This is a genomic window from Roseateles sp. (assembly GCF_049240545.1).
Lineage (GTDB): Bacteria > Pseudomonadota > Gammaproteobacteria > Burkholderiales > Burkholderiaceae_C > Paucibacter_A.
Map to the genome: position 1 here is coordinate 13,225 of NZ_JBMLSK010000158.1, position 15,709 is coordinate 28,933.

At 64.2% G+C, this 15,709-nt stretch carries 14 protein-coding genes; 5 read left to right on the forward strand and 9 right to left on the reverse strand.

Annotated elements, in window-relative coordinates; all coding sequences use genetic code 11:
* Positions 1 to 27: 27 nt before the first annotated feature.
* From ACOVRJ_RS09980 to ACOVRJ_RS10000, 5 genes are all read right to left on the reverse strand, one after another.
* Positions 28 to 402, reverse strand: a complete 375-nt coding sequence (locus ACOVRJ_RS09980) for a hypothetical protein (protein ID WP_422043697.1) — start codon at positions 400 to 402, stop codon at positions 28 to 30.
* Positions 403 to 456: 54 nt separating this feature from the next.
* On the reverse strand, positions 457 to 942 hold the full coding sequence (locus tag ACOVRJ_RS09985) for a TerB family tellurite resistance protein (protein ID WP_422043698.1): 486 nt from the start codon (positions 940 to 942) through the stop codon (positions 457 to 459).
* Positions 943 to 1,146: 204 nt separating this feature from the next.
* Positions 1,147 to 4,335: an error-prone DNA polymerase gene (locus tag ACOVRJ_RS09990; protein ID WP_422043699.1), complete on the reverse strand. Its 3,189-nt coding sequence runs from the start codon at positions 4,333 to 4,335 to the stop codon at positions 1,147 to 1,149.
* Entirely contained in the window at positions 4,332 to 5,711 is a 1,380-nt protein-coding gene (locus ACOVRJ_RS09995) for a Y-family DNA polymerase (RefSeq protein ID WP_422043700.1), read from the reverse strand. Before ACOVRJ_RS09995 ends, ACOVRJ_RS09990 begins: the two co-directional genes overlap by 4 nt.
* Positions 5,668 to 6,603: a recombinase RecA gene (locus tag ACOVRJ_RS10000; protein WP_422043701.1), complete on the reverse strand. Its 936-nt coding sequence runs from the start codon at positions 6,601 to 6,603 to the stop codon at positions 5,668 to 5,670. Before ACOVRJ_RS10000 ends, ACOVRJ_RS09995 begins: the two co-directional genes overlap by 44 nt.
* A gap of 224 nt (positions 6,604 to 6,827) precedes the next feature.
* Here ACOVRJ_RS10000 and ACOVRJ_RS10005 point away from each other — a divergent pair, with 224 nt between their 5' ends.
* The 3 genes from ACOVRJ_RS10005 (at position 6,828) to ACOVRJ_RS10015 (ending at position 9,501) form a co-directional block, all read left to right on the forward strand.
* Entirely contained in the window at positions 6,828 to 7,613 is a 786-nt protein-coding gene (locus ACOVRJ_RS10005; RefSeq protein ID WP_422043702.1) for a hypothetical protein, read from the forward strand.
* Between the two features lie 102 nt (positions 7,614 to 7,715).
* Positions 7,716 to 8,672 (forward strand): aldo/keto reductase, encoded by a 957-nt coding sequence (locus ACOVRJ_RS10010; RefSeq protein WP_422043703.1) that lies wholly within the window; start codon positions 7,716 to 7,718, stop codon positions 8,670 to 8,672.
* Positions 8,673 to 8,739: 67 nt separating this feature from the next.
* On the forward strand, positions 8,740 to 9,501 hold the full coding sequence (locus ACOVRJ_RS10015) for a phytochelatin synthase family protein (RefSeq protein ID WP_422043704.1): 762 nt from the start codon (positions 8,740 to 8,742) through the stop codon (positions 9,499 to 9,501).
* A gap of 45 nt (positions 9,502 to 9,546) precedes the next feature.
* On the opposite strand, the gene ACOVRJ_RS10020 is transcribed toward ACOVRJ_RS10015, so the two are convergent.
* Both ACOVRJ_RS10020 and ACOVRJ_RS10025 read right to left on the reverse strand, forming a co-directional pair.
* Complete coding sequence (locus tag ACOVRJ_RS10020; protein ID WP_422043705.1) at positions 9,547 to 11,619, reverse strand: ATP-binding protein; 2,073 nt, start codon at positions 11,617 to 11,619, stop codon at positions 9,547 to 9,549.
* 107 nt (positions 11,620 to 11,726) lie between these two features.
* Positions 11,727 to 11,987: a hypothetical protein gene (locus ACOVRJ_RS10025; protein ID WP_422043706.1), complete on the reverse strand. Its 261-nt coding sequence runs from the start codon at positions 11,985 to 11,987 to the stop codon at positions 11,727 to 11,729.
* 160 nt (positions 11,988 to 12,147) lie between these two features.
* On the opposite strand from ACOVRJ_RS10025, the gene ACOVRJ_RS10030 reads away from it, so the two are divergent.
* Positions 12,148 to 12,747, forward strand: a complete 600-nt coding sequence (locus ACOVRJ_RS10030) for a GNAT family N-acetyltransferase (protein WP_422043707.1) — start codon at positions 12,148 to 12,150, stop codon at positions 12,745 to 12,747.
* A gap of 51 nt (positions 12,748 to 12,798) precedes the next feature.
* Here ACOVRJ_RS10030 and ACOVRJ_RS10035 read toward each other — a convergent pair whose 3' ends face one another.
* Positions 12,799 to 13,371 (reverse strand): NAD(P)H-dependent oxidoreductase, encoded by a 573-nt coding sequence (locus ACOVRJ_RS10035; protein WP_422043708.1) that lies wholly within the window; start codon positions 13,369 to 13,371, stop codon positions 12,799 to 12,801.
* 204 nt (positions 13,372 to 13,575) lie between these two features.
* Between ACOVRJ_RS10035 and ACOVRJ_RS10040 the strand changes: the two genes are divergently transcribed.
* Entirely contained in the window at positions 13,576 to 14,541 is a 966-nt protein-coding gene (locus ACOVRJ_RS10040) for an AraC family transcriptional regulator (RefSeq protein WP_422043709.1), read from the forward strand.
* Between the two features lie 217 nt (positions 14,542 to 14,758).
* Here ACOVRJ_RS10040 and ACOVRJ_RS10045 read toward each other — a convergent pair whose 3' ends face one another.
* Entirely contained in the window at positions 14,759 to 15,499 is a 741-nt protein-coding gene (locus tag ACOVRJ_RS10045) for a class I SAM-dependent methyltransferase (RefSeq protein ID WP_422043710.1), read from the reverse strand.
* Between the last annotated feature and the right edge of the window lie 210 nt (positions 15,500 to 15,709).

Genomic DNA, 15,709 nt, shown 5'->3' on the forward strand with positions numbered 1-15,709 from the left:
GCGAGTGCGGATCAGGGCTGAGGATGATCAGGCTTTGCCTGCGAGGGTGTGGCGCCGAGCCAAGGCGATGACGGCGTGAAGAACGGCACCCAGAATCAGCAGGAGTATGCAGCCTAGGCCCCAAACCAACCAGACCATGAAGGAGAGCCCCCCCGCCAAGGCCGGGATCAGACTGAGCAGCGATTCCATGATCGGCTGCAGGCTGCTCAGCAAGGCGGCCAGGGCCTGGCTCAAGTCGGGCGGCAGCCAGGGTCCCAGAATTTCTTGCAGCGGAGCTGCCGCGCCCACCAGGCCGTCGGTGTTGGCTGCCCCCCACTGGCTCAGTGCATGAAAGGCCCAGGCGGTCAGGGACCAGAGTGCAATGAGGCTGAGGACGGCAAACCAACTGAGTGCGTAAAACATGGGGACGAGTTGTCGAAGAGTTGTCGTGAAAGGGTGGGGCGCAGGCCTCAGGCCTTAGGCGGCATGAGCCCGGGGTGTTTGGGCGTTCGGCGCAGCGATGGTGAGTGCTGGATTGTTTGTCTCGGAATTCACGGACCTGGACTTGAGTAGCCCTGAATTGAACTGCCAATGGCGATAGGCCGCATCCAGCACCAGCGCTTCGCCATCGGCGAGGTAGGCGTCGGCAGAGGCTGCCGCCAAGGCCAAGCGCAGCACCTTTCGCTGCAACTGAGGTTCATCCACTTCGGCCATCAACGCGGCCAAGCTGGGCTCGTCGACGCTGGACATCATCGATGCGGAGCCATAGGTGCTCATCAGCAGGTCTTCGCAGAGGGTGCGCACGATGGGCGTCAAGCCTTCGGCGAGCAGACCGAGCTCTTTGGCGGCATCGAGTTGATCCAGGGCTTCAAACTCCGCACGGCTGGCATCGCCATCGGCAATCAGGACCAGGCTGACGATGCGGGCGGCGGCTTCGGGGCTGTTGCGGGGATAGGAGCGCATGGTGGATGTCCTTGGTGAAGGTTTGAGGTGGGGTGGGCTTGATGAGTTGAGTTCGACGAGGTTTGGAGTATGGGCCCTGTTACTGAATAAAAAACATTGGTTTCATTGATTTTTACTTCCGAAAAAACAGAGAATTCAGGGGGCTTGGGTGCCAGAGCAGCGCCATGCGATCGAGCTTGGCTCAGGCTTGGGCTTGGGCAGGGGTCAGCGGAAGTCTCGGCTCTTTTCCAGACAAAGCCGCCCCAGCAGCGGCGTCAAATCATCAAACGTGCGGGCGATCAAGTTGCGCACGCCGTTTTCAAACTGCCAGATGCCATGCACCGCCAAGAGCTTGGCGGCCAGCACGGTGCGGCGGTGTTCGGCGTAAACATCGGGCCAGACGATCACTTGCACGCTGCCGCTTTCGTCTTCCAGGCTGATGAAGAGCACGCCCTTGGCGGTTTGCGGCCGTTGCCGCACGGTGACGATGCCGCAGACATGGGCGCGCTTGCCATTCGGCCAGTCTTGCATTTGCTCGGCGCTCTTCAGCCCCAGGCGCGCCAAGCGTGGGCGCAGCAGTTGCAGCGGGTGGCTGCGCAGGGTCAGGCCTAGCGAGGCGTAGTCCCAGACGACTTCTTCGCCTTCCGGGGCTTCGGGTAGATCGAGATCGGCCTCGGCGCTGAAGGCGCTTTGCAAGAGCTTGGGTTGGCTGCGCAGGGCCGAGGCCTGCCAGACCTGCTGGCGGCGCTGGCCGGCCAGTGACATCAAGGCATCGGCAGCGGCCAGTTGCTGCAGGTCTTGTTGGTCGAGGCCGGCGCGCAGGGCCAGGTCTTGCGTGTCGCGAAACGGTGGGCCTTGGCGTCTTGCGTCTTCGATGCGCGTGGCCGCTGCCGTGCTGAGGCCCGAGATGAGGTGCAGGCCTAGGCGCACGGCGGGCTGCTCACGGCCCTCTTTGCTGCCTGCTCGCGGCTCCAGCCGGCTTAAACGTTCACTTTCATTCACATCGACGGGGTGCACCTCGATGCGGTGCCGGCGTGCGTCTTGTACCAGCTGGCTGGGGGTGTAAAAGCCCAGCGGTTGCGAGTTCAGCAGGGCGCATAAAAAAGCCGCCGGCTCATGCCGCTTGACCCAGCAGCTGACGTAGGTGAGCAGGGCAAAGCTGGCCGCATGCGACTCCGGGAAGCCGTAGGAGGCAAAGCCCTTGATCTGGCGAAAAATTGCCTCGGCGAATTCATCCTGGTAGCCGTTTTTGCGCATGCCGCTGAGGATTTTTTCGTGGAAGCGGGCCAGATCGCCGGGGCGCTTCCAGGCCGCCATGGCGCGGCGCAGCTGGTCGGCTTCGCCAGCCGAGAAGCTGGCCGCAATCATGGCCACCTGCATCACCTGTTCTTGAAAAATCGGGATGCCGCAGGTGCGCTCGAGCGCGGCGCGCAACTCGTTCTTGGGGTATTTGATTTGCTCGGGTGGCAGGGCGCGGTTTTTCAAATAGGGGTGGACCATGCCACCGGCAATTGGCCCAGGCCGTACCAGCGCCACCTCGATCACCAGATCGTAAAAACAGCGCGGCTGCAGGCGCGGCAACATGGACATCTGCGCCCGCGATTCGATCTGGAACACACCTACCGTGTCGGCCTGGCAGATCATGTCGTAGGTGGCTTGGTCGCCTTCGGGCACATTGGTCATGCCGAAGGATCGGCCACGCAGCGTCGAAATCAGATCAAAGCTGCGCCGCAGCGCGCTCAGCATGCCCAGGGCCAGCACATCGACCTTCATCAGGCCGAGCGCGTCGATATCGTCCTTGTCCCATTGGATGACGGTGCGGTCCGCCATGGCCGCGTTCTCGATCGGCACCAAGTGGGACAGCGGCCCCTCAGTCAACACAAAGCCGCCCGGGTGTTGGCTGAGGTGGCGCGGCATGCCCATCAGCTGGCGGGCCAGGCGCACCAGCTGGCGGATCTTGATATTGCCGGCTTCCAGGCCCAACTCGTCCAGCAACTGCTGCAGGCGCTCATCGGGCAGCACTTCTTCGCTCCAGCCGCTGTGGTCTTTGGCGAGCTTTTCGACCAAGGCCTCGTCCATGCCCAGCGCGCGGCCGACGTCGCGGATCGCGCTGCGCGGGCGGTAGCTGATGACCACGGCGGTCAGCGCGGCGCGCTCGCGGCCGTATTTCCGATAGAGGTACTGGATCACCTCTTCGCGCCGCTCGTGCTCAAAGTCCACATCGATATCGGGCGGCTCATTGCGCTCGCGGCTGATGAAGCGCTCGAACAGCACGGCGCTGCGCGCCGGGTCCACCTCGGTGATGAACAAGCAAAAGCAGACGATGCTGTTGGCGGCCGAGCCGCGCCCCTGGCAGAGGATTTTTTCGCTGCGCGCAAAGGCGACGATATCGGCCACGGTCAGAAAGTAATGCTCATAGCCGAGCTCATGGATCAGGCTCAGCTCATGCTCGATTTGGGCGCGCAGTGGGTCGGTGAGACCGCCGGGCCAACGCTTGGCCGCGCCGGCCTCGGTCAGCTGGCGCAGATGGCGCGCCGGGGTGCTGCCGGGCGGAATCACCTCGCTGGGGTACTGGTAACGAATCTCGTCGAGCGAGAACTGGCAGCGCGCCGCCAGCACCAGTGTTTGCTCCAGCAGATCGGGCGGATAGAGCTGGGCCAGGCGCAGGCGGCTGCGCAGATGTTGTTCGGCATTGACTTGCAGATCGATGCCGCACTGGGCGATCGGGCGGTTCAGCCGGGTGGCCGTCATCACGTCCTGCAGCGGTTTGCGCGAGCGGCGGTGCATCTGCACATCGCCGCAGGCCAGCAGCGGCAAGGCGGTTTGTTCGGACAGCCGGCGCATGCGCAGCAGCCACATCTCGTCGCTCAGCTCGCGCAGCAGGGTCACGCCGATCCAGCTGCGGCCGGGGCAGTGGCGCAGCAGCCAGCGTGCCGGGGCCAGCAGCGCGGCGTCTTCATCGGCCAAGGGGGCGTGCCGGGGCGGCAGCAGCACCATCAGGCATTCGCTCAAGGCCTCGGGGCGCAGGGCCGAGAAGCGCAGGCAGTAGCTGCCTTTGTCAGCGGCGCGGCGCAGATCGGTGATGAATTGGCAGAGCTGCTGGTAGCCGCGCAAATGAGGCGTTATCACCAGCAACTTGAAGAGCGGGTCACCCGTCTCATCGAGCACGCTGAACTCGGCTCCGATGATGAGCTTCAAGCCGCAGGCCTTGGCCGCTACATGGGCTCGCACCACGCCGGCCAGCGAGCATTCATCGGTCAGGGCCAGGGCGCTGTAGCCCAGCTCATGGGCGCGCTCGACCAACTCGGCCGGGGTGGAGGCGCCGCGCAAAAAGGAGTAGTTGCTCAGGCAGTGCAGCTCGGCGTAGTCGCAGCTGAAACCTAGGCTCAGGTTCAAGGTGGGCCGCGGCTTCATGCAAAAACCCCGTGCAAAAACCAGCCATGTTCGGCGTCGGAGAGACGCTGCTGAAACACCCACAGCACGATATGGCCCGCGCTCAAGGCCAGGAAGTAGTCGCGCTGCATTTGCGCGGTTTCGGGCTGGCCCTGGTGCGCCTTGGTGGTTCGGGTGCTTGGCTCGTCCAGCGTCTGCCACCAGCCGCCTTCGATGCGCTGCGGCCCGGCCAGCAATTGCAGCGCCGCTTGTTGGTACTGCGGCTGGTCTTGGCGCACGGCCAGGCGCAGCGGTGGCTCCAGCAGCCAGGTGGGTTGCGGGTAGCTGGCGGCGCGCACCGCTGGGCTTGCTGTGCTCGCAGCTGCCGCTTCAGTCCAGGGCAGCCAGTGCTGCATGGCCTCCAGCCGGTGGTCTTCTTGCAGCCGACCGCAGCGCACTCGGTCGGCGCCCAGACGCACCGACAGCCGCTCCAGCAACTGCGGCAGCGGTTCATGGGCTTGCTCGGGTGCGGCCGGTAAGAGGCTGGCCGTGCTTTCTTGCAGCGGCAGCACCTCGCCCGCTTGCAGTCGGATCTCGCCGGCCGGTGCGTCCAGGGCCTGCAAGGCCAGATGCTCGCTGAGTAGCCGCGAGAGATGGCCGAAGTCGCGGGTGGTGCAGGCGGTGTGCAGGCTCAGGCAGCCGCCTCGGCCCGCGCTGCGGGCGCGCATTGCGTCATGTTCCCAGTGCAAGCTGAGCTGTTGGATGCCGGCATGGTGGGCCGCCAGCCAGGCGCAGAGCTGGCGCAGCAAATGCTGGGCATAGTGCAGCAGCAGTGGCGCATGCTCGACCCGGAAAGGCAGCTCCAGCCGGGCCTCGAACTGCGCCGGCGCTTGCAGCCAGACATGGGCCTCGGCGCGCTGGCCATAGGCTTGGTCCAGGGCTTGCAGCGCCGCCGGCCCGAAGCGGCGCGACAGGCCGGCACGCGGCAGCCGCCGCACATCACCCAGCGTGCGGCAGCCCAGCCGGGCCAGCATCGGCGCCTGCGCTTGCACCGCGCTCAGGCTGTGCAGCGGCAACGCGTCCAGCAGCGGCGCCAGCGCTTGGCTCAGGCCGTCGCGCTGCCCCGCACGGGCCAGCGCCAGAGCGGCCAGGCTGTTGGGCGCCCAAGCCATGGCGGCGAGCCGCAAGCCACTCTCAGCGGCCTCGCGGTGGATGCGGCGATGCAGAGTGGCTGCGCCCCCAAACAGGCGCAGGCAGGCGGCCACTTCCAGCACCACGGCGTCTTCCAGCAGGGCCACCTTGGGCGTGAACTGCAGTGCCCACCAGGCCAGCGTTTGCTGGACCTGTTCGGGTACTGCACTCCAGCCCTGGGCTTCATCCGGGGCTGCGGGCGGGCAGAGCAGGGCGAGCCAATGCATGGCGGGCCTCCGCGGTGGCGTGCAGGGTCGTTGCGACCGGCACTGGGATGGCGGAGGGCGGACGCAGGGCCGCGCGGGACTGCTGCGCCAGGTGCAGCATTTGCGGCGTCAGCACCCGGCTCAGATCGGCCGGCAGGGCGGGCAAATTCAGCACGCCTTCATGCAAAGGCCCGCGTCGTTTGAGGATGCTCAATTGCAGGTTCCAACCGGGCCCGGTGCTCAGGCTGACGCGCAAGGGCGCGGCCGAGGATTGCCCGGCCATGGCCAGCGGGCGAAACAAAAATATCGGCGCCTGCATGGCCTGGGCGCAGCTTTGCAGGCGCCGGATCTGCTCGGGCCGCGCCTGCGGCAGCCAGGCCAGGATGGCGGCGCTGGCGTTCGCCTTGATGGCCTGTTCTAGCGCCCAGAGTTGCTGGGCCGGTGTTTCAGGCGCCACCCAGATCAGGCGCTGGGCTGGCAGTCCGCAGCCTTGCAAGCCGGGCAAATGCGGGCTGAGCGGCGGGTTGATCAGCAACAGCGGCTGCTGTGTGTGCGGCGCGGCGCTTGGCCGTTTGAGGGGGGAGGCGCCGGCCGCCATGCGTGCGCGGCTGCGGCGTGCGCCAGCCGTGGCGGCGCGCTGGGCAGCGCCGGGTGCCTCGGCCAGCAGCAGGCGCAGTGCGGGGGCGAGCAGGCGCCACTCCAGCGTGGCCACGCTGTCGCAGAGGATTTCGCTCAGGCTTTGCAGCGGCCAGCCGCCGCCGGGCAGCTCGGCATCCAGGGCCGCAAAACCGCTGCTGACCGCAGGCGTTTGGCTGGCTGCGCTGCCTGCCCCTAAGCTGCTGGCGCGCCAGACCTGGGCTTGCAGCCGCGCGTCCAACTGGGCTTCCGGGCGTTTGGGGAGGGGGCTTAACATGATCAATTAACTGTATTTTTATACAGTATATGACCGAGCCGTTTTCTTGCAAGTGAATTGCTGCGGCGCCGAATGCGCCGGCTTGGATGGGTGGCTGACTTTTCACGCCTCAGCAAATTTGTGGCGCTTGCGTCGCACCCATGCTTTTGGGACTGTGGCCGGCCAAGCCCCGCATAGAATGGGGCCGCTTCAGTTTTTGGTGTGTCGTCCCAATCAGAAAAGTGATGAGCAAGCAGCGGGGATATCAAGGTCTGTTGTGGCTGGCATGCTTGGTTTCAGGCCAGGCCTCATGGGCTGCGCCTGTGTTGTTCTCCTCGGGCCAAGAGTCGGCGCAGCTGACACCGCTGACCACCAGTGCGAATCCCCATGCGCAAAGGCCGCAGCCCGGGCCCCATCTGCCCGCGCGATTGCAAAGCTTGGACGAGGCCGCGTCGGTTGCGCCGATGAACGAATTGCTCACGGACGTTGCCAAGCATGCGCCCAGCGCTGCGATGGATGCCGTCTTGGGGACGAACCCTGCGCAGCCGCGACGTGAGCAAGGCTCTCAGCATGACTTGCTTCGCAGTGCGGTGAAAGAGTTGGAAGTGGTCGCCGATGTCAAAAACGTTTTGCAAGGCGTTCGCACCGAGCTCCATCAGATCACCGGTGGGCATCTGGCCAGCATCGAAGATGAGCGCGCGGCAGAGCGGGCGAGCTTGACCCGCCGTATCGAAGAGAGGCAGAGCCAGCGTTATGGCGACGGCTCGATTCATGATCGTCCCCGCAGCGAGGCTGAGATCATGGCCGATGCCCAACGGGCCTCGTTCTTGGTGCGACAACTGATTGATGAAATTACGCCTTGGGCGATCGCTGCAGGGGTCTTGTTCGCCTTGTTCCACGGGATCCGGGCGATGCTGCGCGTGCAGGCGGCGCGCCAGTTGAAGCTGCAAACCGCGCGAGCGCAGTCTCGGTCGCGTCGCAGTTCTAGGTCTCATTCGTCTTCCCGCGCTTATCCACGCACGCCGATTTAGCGGGCCCTAGAGGCGATGTTCTGGTGGACCGGTTCGTAGCGGCCGGTGCAGGTCGCTGGATCCTGGGCATGGCGCCGCGGTTTTTCTTTTCTTTGAATCCTGATGACTGAATCCAATCACTTGAATCGACTCATCCTCGGCTGCATGGGTTTGGGTGGAGGCTGGGATCATCAGCCGCTGAGCGAGACCGATATTGCCAAGGCCCATGCCGCCGTGGAGGCCGCACTGTCCGTAGGTATCACGCGCTTTGACCATGCCGACATCTACACCTTGGGCAAGGCCGAGCAGTGTTTTGGCGAGTTGTTCAAGCGCCAGCCCTCGCTGCGCGCTCGTCTGCAGCTGCAAAGCAAGTGCAGCATTCGTTTTGCCGATGCTGCGGGCCCGGCGCGTTATGACTTGTCCTGCGCGCACATCTTGGCCAGCGTCGAGGCCAGCCTGAGGCGCTTGCACACCGATCACATCGAGGTCTTGCTGCTGCATCGGCCGGACCCATTGCTGGAGCCGGCCGAGTTGGCCGAAGCCTGGACGCGCCTGAAGGCTGCGGGCAAGGTGGGGCGCTTAGGCGTGTCGAATATGCATGCGGCGCAGATGCGCATGATCAGCGCCGCCATTGCCGAGCCCTTGGTGGCCAATCAGTTGGAGATGAGCTTGCTCAAGCGCGATTGGCTGGAGGCAGGCACCTGTTTCAACGATGAGCAGGCGGTGCCAGCCGCCTCGGCTTGGGGCGATACGCTGGACTTCTGCCAGCGCGAAGGCGTGGAGTTGCAGGCCTGGGGCGCCATGGCGCGAGGGCTTTACAGCGGCGCTGCGCCCGCCGATGCGCCGTCTGCTGTGCAGGCCACGGCGCGCTTGGTGGGCGACTTGGCGGCGCAACACGGCGTCTCCCGCGAGGCCATCGTGCTGGCTTGGTTGCTGCGGCATCCGGCCGGTATCAGCGCGGTGATTGGCAGCAGCGATCCGGCGCGCATCCAGGCCAGCGCGCAGGCCGTCAGCCTGTGCTTGAGCCGCGAGGCCTGGTATGGCCTCTATGTCTCAGCGCGCGGGCGCGCACTGCCTTGAGCCAAGGGGTGAGCGGGTGATGGATCGGGGGCGAGGCTCCCTGCCCACGCTCCGGAATAATCCCCCTATGAGCCCCAGCCAGAACGCCTCTTTTCACCGTCGCCCCCTGCCGGATGATCTCGTCGCCTTTGCCTCGCCACAGGGGCGCCTGCTGCTGCGCCAGGCCTTGATGGCCGGCGATGCCGAGGCCTTCTACCCCTTGGTGGCGCATTTGCACACCCAGGCCGAGCCGGCTTGGTGCGGCATCGGTACCTTGGTGACGGTGTTGAACGCGTTGGAGATTGACCCCGGCCGGGTCTGGAAGGGCCCCTGGCGCTTCTTCGGTGAGGAGTTGCTGATTTGTTGCAAGTCTTTGGAGTTGGCGGCGGCCGAGGGCCTGACCCTGCCCGAGGTGGCCTGCCTGGCGCAGTGCAATGGTGCCCAGGTGCAGATGGTGCACGCCGAGCCGGACGGCTTGGCTGCCTTTCGCGCAGCGCTGCTGGCCTCGGTGCGGGCGCCGGCAGGGCCGTTCATCGTGGCCAATTACGACCGTGCTCCGCTGGGTCAGACCGGTTCAGGGCATTTCTCGCCGCTGGCGGCTTGGCATCAGGCCAGCGATCAGGTTTTGATCCTGGATGTGGCGCGATTCAAATATCCGCCGCACTGGGTGCCTGTGAACCGCTTGTGGGCGGCCATGCAGGAGCTCGACGCCGCGACCGCTCAGCCGCGCGGTTATTTATTGATGGAGCGGGCCGGCGAGATCGTGGCCCGACCCGAGGGCTTGGAGCAACTGCTGAGTCGGCTGCATGCCGTGGGCGCCGGGCAATGCCTGACACCGCCGGCGGCTTAGCCGTCTGAGTTCAGTGGCCGGCTTTTCGCGTTGACGCAGCCAGCCTCAGCCGGCGCTTTGGATGTTCAGCGGCAGTGTCAGTTCGACCCGGCAGCCAGCGCCCGCTGCGCTGTGCAGTTGTATCTGGCCCTTCAGGCTTTGTGTCACCAGGCGATAGGCCATGTGCAGGCCCAGTCCGGAGGATCCTTGGCCGAGCCGGGTGGTGAAAAACGGGTTGAAAGCGCGCGCCAGATGTTCCGCGTTGATGCCGCAGCCATTGTCTTCCACGCAAAGCACATAATGCTGCTGATGCACGGTGCCTGAAATCTTCAAGTGGTGCGATCGAGGCCGGCCGTCGATGGGGGGCTCAACCCCCTGCCCAAAACCATGCAGCACCGCGTTCTCGATCAACTGGGTCAACACTTGTCCCAGGGCGCCAGGGTCGCTGCGCAATGTCACCTCACTGTTCACGAGGCAGTCCACTTCGACCTGCTGCGAACGCAGCACCGGTGCCATCACCGCCAAGGTGTTGTCGATCACCTGCTGGGGCTTGAATTCCAAGACCTGCGCGCTCGACTGTTCGATCGCCAGGGCCTTGAATCGCCCCACCAGATCGGCCGCCCTGGACAGACTGCGGGAGGCAATGTCCAACCCATGGCCCAGTTCCGCGTGCAGTTGTGCCAAGTCTTGGCGGCGCAGGCGGTTTTCCTCAAAAGCGCGGCGATTCGCTTGCAGGCTGTCGCCCATGATGCTGGTGGCCAGCAGGGCATTGCCCAAAGGGGTGTTCAGTTCATGCGCCACGCCAGCGACCAGATGCCCCAGAGCCAGTTGCTTGTCGCGCTCCAGCAGCAGGCGCATGGCATGCTCCAACTCGCGGCTGCGTTCATCGACCTTGATCTCCAGCACATCGCGGGCTTCCTGCAGATCGGCCTCGGCCTGGCGGCGTACCTCGATCTCGCCTTGCAGCCGCAGCAGGCTGGCATTGAGTTGGCGATTGCGTTCCGCCAACTCCAGCTCCAGCTGATTGCCATGCTTGCGCAGGTATTCGTTTTGAGCCTGGGTGCGGGCATGGTCCAGCATGCCCAGCATGCTGTTGCTGTTGTTGACGCGCATCGCACTCAATTGCGATTGGTTCAACTCGAGTTGTTCCTTGCGGGCGGCCAGCGCTTCTTCCCACAGGCCGGCTTCTTCTGCGCATTCGGCGCGACGGCGCAAGGCGCGGCCCAAGATCGGCCATTGCGATTGGCTGCGTGCCAGATCACGGGCTTGATGAAACAGCGCAATCGCCTCGGTGTACTGCTTTGATTTCCAGGCAATCAGTGCGCGGTTCTGAACCAGAAAGGTTTGCTGCTCCTGGCTGATTGGGTGGGCCTTGTGCGTGGTCTCGGCGACATCCAAGAGGCGCCGTGCCTCGTCCAAGTGCCCGGTCCATAGGCGCTGATTAGCCAGGTTGACCGCGTCGCGAAAGAGCCGGGCGGGTTGATGATCGAGCGTCAAGGCCTCCGCGTACAGAATCTCTTGCCAGTAGGTGGCGTCGGCGGGGCGGTCCAGAAAGGAATAGGCCGCCGCCAGATTGACCAGCAGGCTGTAGCGTTGCTCCAGGTTCAGGCCGGCCAGTCGCTGCGCATCATGGGCCCAGGGCTCGAGCCGGTTCACCGCCTCTTGGTACATCTCGGCGTCGTGCAGGATCTTGGCCGTCAGATTGAGGCAGCGGAACAGATTGCCTTGATCCTGCAGCGCGCTATAGAGGGTTTCCGCCCGGCCCAGCGAGGCCAGCGCCAGGGCGCTCAGGTGCGACTTGCTTTGAAAGCGGGCCAGGCAAATCAGCGCCTCGGCCAGCGGGCGGTGCTGCTGCTCTTGCTCGTAGAGTTGCTCGGCCCGGTCGATCAGCGCAAAGGCCTGATCGACCATTTCCTGCGTGATGTCCTGTGTCAGCTTGTGGCGCAGTTCGCGGGCTTCCAGGCGGACCTCGTCTCCGGCACTGATCACGTGGCTTTGCCGCAAGCTCTTGATGCTGGCCAGCGCCTGCTCACGTCGGCCGGAGTCCAGCTCCACATCCAGGCGCCCGAACAACTCCGCCATGCCGGGGGCTGGGTCCGCAGACAGGGAGGCAGCGATCGGGTCGGTCTGAGGTTCCATGCGGGTACAGAAAACGGCAAGGCTATCGGTCGCTTGATGCGATCCGGCGGGGTCGCAGGTTCACCCTGTCTTGCAGGATATCAGCAGTCCGAGCGTGCGGCGCTGCTTCACTGCGCATCGCTCCGCGCGCCGGTCATCAGCGTCACCCAGCCTGGTGGCGTCAAGGCGCGGCGTAGTGCTTGCAGCACTTGGGCTGGCGAGAGTTGCAGCAAGGCAGCTGCCTCGGCGGCTTCGTTGAGGAAGCTGCTTTGCCTGTCGAGTTGGTCCAGCAACTGGGTGGCAAGAACGGCGTTCTGTCTGCCCTGCTGGCGCTGTCGGCCAGCAGTTGCTTGCGGACGCGGTCGAGCTCCGATTCGTTGGGCCCGCATGTGCTTGGGCATCGACGTCATGCCCTGCATTCTGGCGGGCAAGTGTTGCGCCAGAACCGCAAGTTCCCTTGGGATAGGGGGTAGATCAAGCCCGACCTTCGGGGCTACCCTTAACCTAGGGTTTCCACTAGATTTTCACGGCTCTGGGGGAGGAGTGTTCATGGTCTTGAACGAGTTGCGTGGGGCGAAGCTGTTTTCGCCGGACACCGAGCGTCTGGTCTTGCGCCCACCTCAAGACAGTGATTTAGAGGCCATGTTCGAGATTCAGGCCGACCCGACGGTCAACCGCTTCAATACCGCCGCCATGTTGAGCACTCGCGAGGCCGCGCAGGAGCTGCTGCAAAGCTGGCAACGCCATTGGCAGACCGAAGGCTTTGGCTATTGGGCGATTGCCTTGCGCACGCAGCCGGAGCAGGTCGTGGGTTTTGGCGGCCTGATGTCCAAGCGCATTGACGGCCAGCAAGGCCTGAGCCTTTATTTCCGCTTCCGTCCGCAGGCCTGGGGGCAGGGCTACGCCTCGGAAATGGCCTTGGCCGCGCTGGCCCTGGCTTTTGAGCATTTGCGGGTACCGGCCGTGCGGGCCCTGGTGCAGCCGGCCAATATGCCCTCACGCAAAACCTTGGAGCGCATCGGCCTGCATCTGAAAGCCTCTTTGGCCGACGTGCCGGGCCAAGCGCCCAATCTGCTTTATGAAATCACGGCCGCGGCCTTTGCCGCCGCGCCCAAACTCAGGCCGCAGCCCACGCCTTTCGGTGCTTGAGACCCCCTCGCCGGGTCTTCCCGCTGATGCCGCGGCGAGGGCGCTCTGGCATCAAGCCGCGGCAGCACCCAGCAGCCGCATCTGTTCCAGCCAGCGGGTGACTTGACTGGGTTGGGCTTGGCTGGCGGGACCCAAGTGCGTGAAGCGGGCGGGTTTGAGCCCCACAAACTCCAGGACCTGCCGGCGCAGCTGCCAGATCAGCGCGTTTTTGTAGACCAGACGCAGGAACCAGCCCGGTGTGTCGGAGGTGAACACCACGCGTGCGCTGCGTCCCGTCAGCAGCGGCGCGGGAATGCCCAGGCGGCTGAGCTTGCGCGGGTCGTAGGCCCGGCCTGGCAGCAAAGCCCGATCAAACAGACCTTTGAGTTTGGCCGGTACACCGTCCCACCACATGGGTGTGGTCATGACGAAGTGATCGCTCCAGGCCAAGTCTTCGATCAGTTGGTCCAGCCGGGGCTCCAGCGGTTTTTTCTCTGCGTAGTCGTGGTCGAACTGGAGTTCGTGCAGATGCACAAGGCGAACCTCGTGGCCGGCCAGCCGCGCGGCCTCGGCGTAGGTTTCCGCCAAGGCGCGCGAAAGCGATTGGGCGGCCGGATGACCGTCGAGTATGAGGATGCGTTTCACAAGAGTGCTCCTGGTTGATCGTGGGGGCGGTATGGAGGCATTGACGCTGGCGGGCTGCGCTCGGGGCGTCAGGCCTTGTCGACCGGTTGCCCCCAGTATTCTTTGAAATATCAAAACAAAGAATGATTAATTGAACTTTGTTTATTGCAATTCGTACAGAGATTTGGCTGAATTGCATTGTTTGCATGCCATCAGGATCTGCCAATGCCCGCTTCGCCCTGTGTCCCTTCTGCCCACCCGTCGCCGGACCCGCTGACTCAGGCCCTGCAGTGCTTTCGCCTGCAGGGCACGCTTTACTGCCAGTCCGAACTGAGTGCCCCCTGGGGCATTGAGGTGCCGCGGATGGATGGGGTCATGGTGTTCTTGGTGGTGACCCAGGGCCACTGCTGGCTGGAGGTGGACGGGCATCCGCCGCAGGCGCTGCAGCAGGGCAGCCTGACGCTGATTCCGCATGGCTCGCCGCACCGGTTTCTCAGCGCCTTGGGCACAAGCACCGTGCCTCTGGACGCGCTGCCGATCCAGCAGGTCACCGAACTGTTCGAGACGGTGCGCTACGGTGGCGGCGGTGCCGTCGTGAAGGCGATGTATGGCGTGGTGCGGTTTGACCATCTGCTGGCCAAGCGTCTGGTCAGCCAACTGCCAGCCGTGCTGCAAATGGACGCCGCCGAGACCGAGCAGGACTTGTGGCTGCACAGCACGCTGCGTTACATCGCGCAGGAAGCCGCCGTGCCCAAGCCCGGCAGCGAGACGGTGGTGACCCGCCTGGCTGACATCCTGGTGGTGCAAGCCATCCGCGCCTGGCTGGCCAGCGCACCGCTGCACGAGAAGGGTTGGTTGGCCGCATTGAGCGATCAGCGTGTGGGGCGGGCGATGACATTGATGCACCAGTCGCCTCAGACCCTGTGGACGGTGGACGGGCTGGCCCAGGCGGTGGGCATGTCGCGCTCGGCCTTCTCCACCCGCTTTTCTGCGCTGACAGGCCAGGGCCCGCTGGGCTACCTGACCGAGTGGCGCATGCAACTGGCCCGCGCCTGGCTGAGCAGCTCGTGCCAGCCGATCGCGCAGATGTTTGGCGAGCTCGGCTACCAGTCTGAGGCGGCCTTCAGCCGGGCCTTCAAGCAGCACTACGGCATGGCGCCCGGCAGCTTCCGGCGCCTTGAGGCGCGGTAGCCCGGTTCAGTTGCTTGGGTGGGGGCAGCAGCCCGCCCAAGCCAGTCGTGGGCGTACGCAGGGTCAGGTTCCGCGGTGACCTTGATGCACAAACTTAAGGCGCTCCGCTGTCTTGCATGAATAAGCGCAGAGTCGCCGACAGCGGCTCTGGTCATTTATCGGAAGGCGGCGCCTATAAAGTGTGTCCAAAGGCATTCGGTGCGCCGCACGCAGGCGCTCAGCGAAGTCGATAGGCCAGGGTTCGAATCACGCCACCCATCTCTGGTACCTCACAAAGCACTTCTTCGCTGATAGGCTTGAGCTCGAACGGTGCAGCGGTGAGGACCACACCGCTACCTACACGCAAACGAATCTCGTGGCCGCGTTCCTTGTCGACGTTTGGAACGAATCCAGCTTTCGACGGGAGGTGTTCCGTAACGATCAAATACTCGCATGTGGTCGGGATCTTGGAAAGCACTTGTGCGATGTCGGCATTCGACAGGTGTTGGAGTACTTGCCGTACGAAAAAGACGCGTGCCGCAGGGAGATCGTCATTGATCATGTCCAGGACGCGGAAATCGACGGCGAGGCTCGCAAATACACGTTGATTGCGTTCTATCAGCTCCTCAACGATGTCGCATGCGGTGTAGCTGCCACACAGCTGGCGGATTTTTGATCCGACATTGAAGTCGCCACACCCCAGGTCGACGACGGAGGGACTCCCCGAAAGCTCCCGAAGAAAAGCTGAAACGGCGGCGACATAGGGGTCAACAACTTGCGGATCGTGCGAGCCGGTGCCAGAGAAATAGCGATCTCCTGTTTTTGCGTTGGAGCCCCATGTTCCGCTTCGATAAATCGCAGTGAATGTCTGCTTTGCGGAGGGGGACTCTCTCGGGGTCCGATCACTTCGTCCCACCAGGCGGAGGAGCTGTTCGGTCAAGACTCCCGGGTACCGTCTAAACGCGCGAAAGATTTCCATCATGCTCCCTTGTTGATCTAGCGTTGGCGCTTTTTCACCGTCGGTGTGAGCGGTGGTTCGGGCAAGGCGAACCAAGCCAGGGACGGCGCACTGCGCTCATGTGTCTTTGCTACAGATGCCGAACGAACCAACTTTCACCTTTTCTCTTTGAGTATAGATAGACCGGTGTTACCTGGGTCTGCGCATGGCTGGGCATGGGTATCAGTATTC

Bases quoted from the DNA above. Each gene is read 5' to 3' on its own strand.
- ACOVRJ_RS09980 (WP_422043697.1), bottom strand. From the start codon at position 402: ATGTTTTACGCACTCAGTTGGTTTGCCGTCCTCAGCCTCATTGCACTC.
- ACOVRJ_RS09985 (WP_422043698.1), bottom strand. From the start codon at position 942: ATGCGCTCCTATCCCCGCAACAGCCCCGAAGCCGCCGCCCGCATCGTC.
- ACOVRJ_RS09990 (WP_422043699.1), bottom strand. From the start codon at position 4,335: ATGAAGCCGCGGCCCACCTTGAACCTGAGCCTAGGTTTCAGCTGCGAC.
- ACOVRJ_RS09995 (WP_422043700.1), bottom strand. From the start codon at position 5,711: ATGCATTGGCTCGCCCTGCTCTGCCCGCCCGCAGCCCCGGATGAAGCC.
- ACOVRJ_RS10000 (WP_422043701.1), bottom strand. From the start codon at position 6,603: ATGTTAAGCCCCCTCCCCAAACGCCCGGAAGCCCAGTTGGACGCGCGG.
- ACOVRJ_RS10005 (WP_422043702.1), top strand. From the start codon at position 6,828: ATGAGCAAGCAGCGGGGATATCAAGGTCTGTTGTGGCTGGCATGCTTG.
- ACOVRJ_RS10010 (WP_422043703.1), top strand. From the start codon at position 7,716: ATGACTGAATCCAATCACTTGAATCGACTCATCCTCGGCTGCATGGGT.
- ACOVRJ_RS10015 (WP_422043704.1), top strand. From the start codon at position 8,740: ATGAGCCCCAGCCAGAACGCCTCTTTTCACCGTCGCCCCCTGCCGGAT.
- ACOVRJ_RS10020 (WP_422043705.1), bottom strand. From the start codon at position 11,619: ATGGAACCTCAGACCGACCCGATCGCTGCCTCCCTGTCTGCGGACCCA.
- ACOVRJ_RS10025 (WP_422043706.1), bottom strand. From the start codon at position 11,987: ATGCGGGCCCAACGAATCGGAGCTCGACCGCGTCCGCAAGCAACTGCT.
- ACOVRJ_RS10030 (WP_422043707.1), top strand. From the start codon at position 12,148: ATGGTCTTGAACGAGTTGCGTGGGGCGAAGCTGTTTTCGCCGGACACC.
- ACOVRJ_RS10040 (WP_422043709.1), top strand. From the start codon at position 13,576: ATGCCCGCTTCGCCCTGTGTCCCTTCTGCCCACCCGTCGCCGGACCCG.
- ACOVRJ_RS10045 (WP_422043710.1), bottom strand. From the start codon at position 15,499: ATGGAAATCTTTCGCGCGTTTAGACGGTACCCGGGAGTCTTGACCGAA.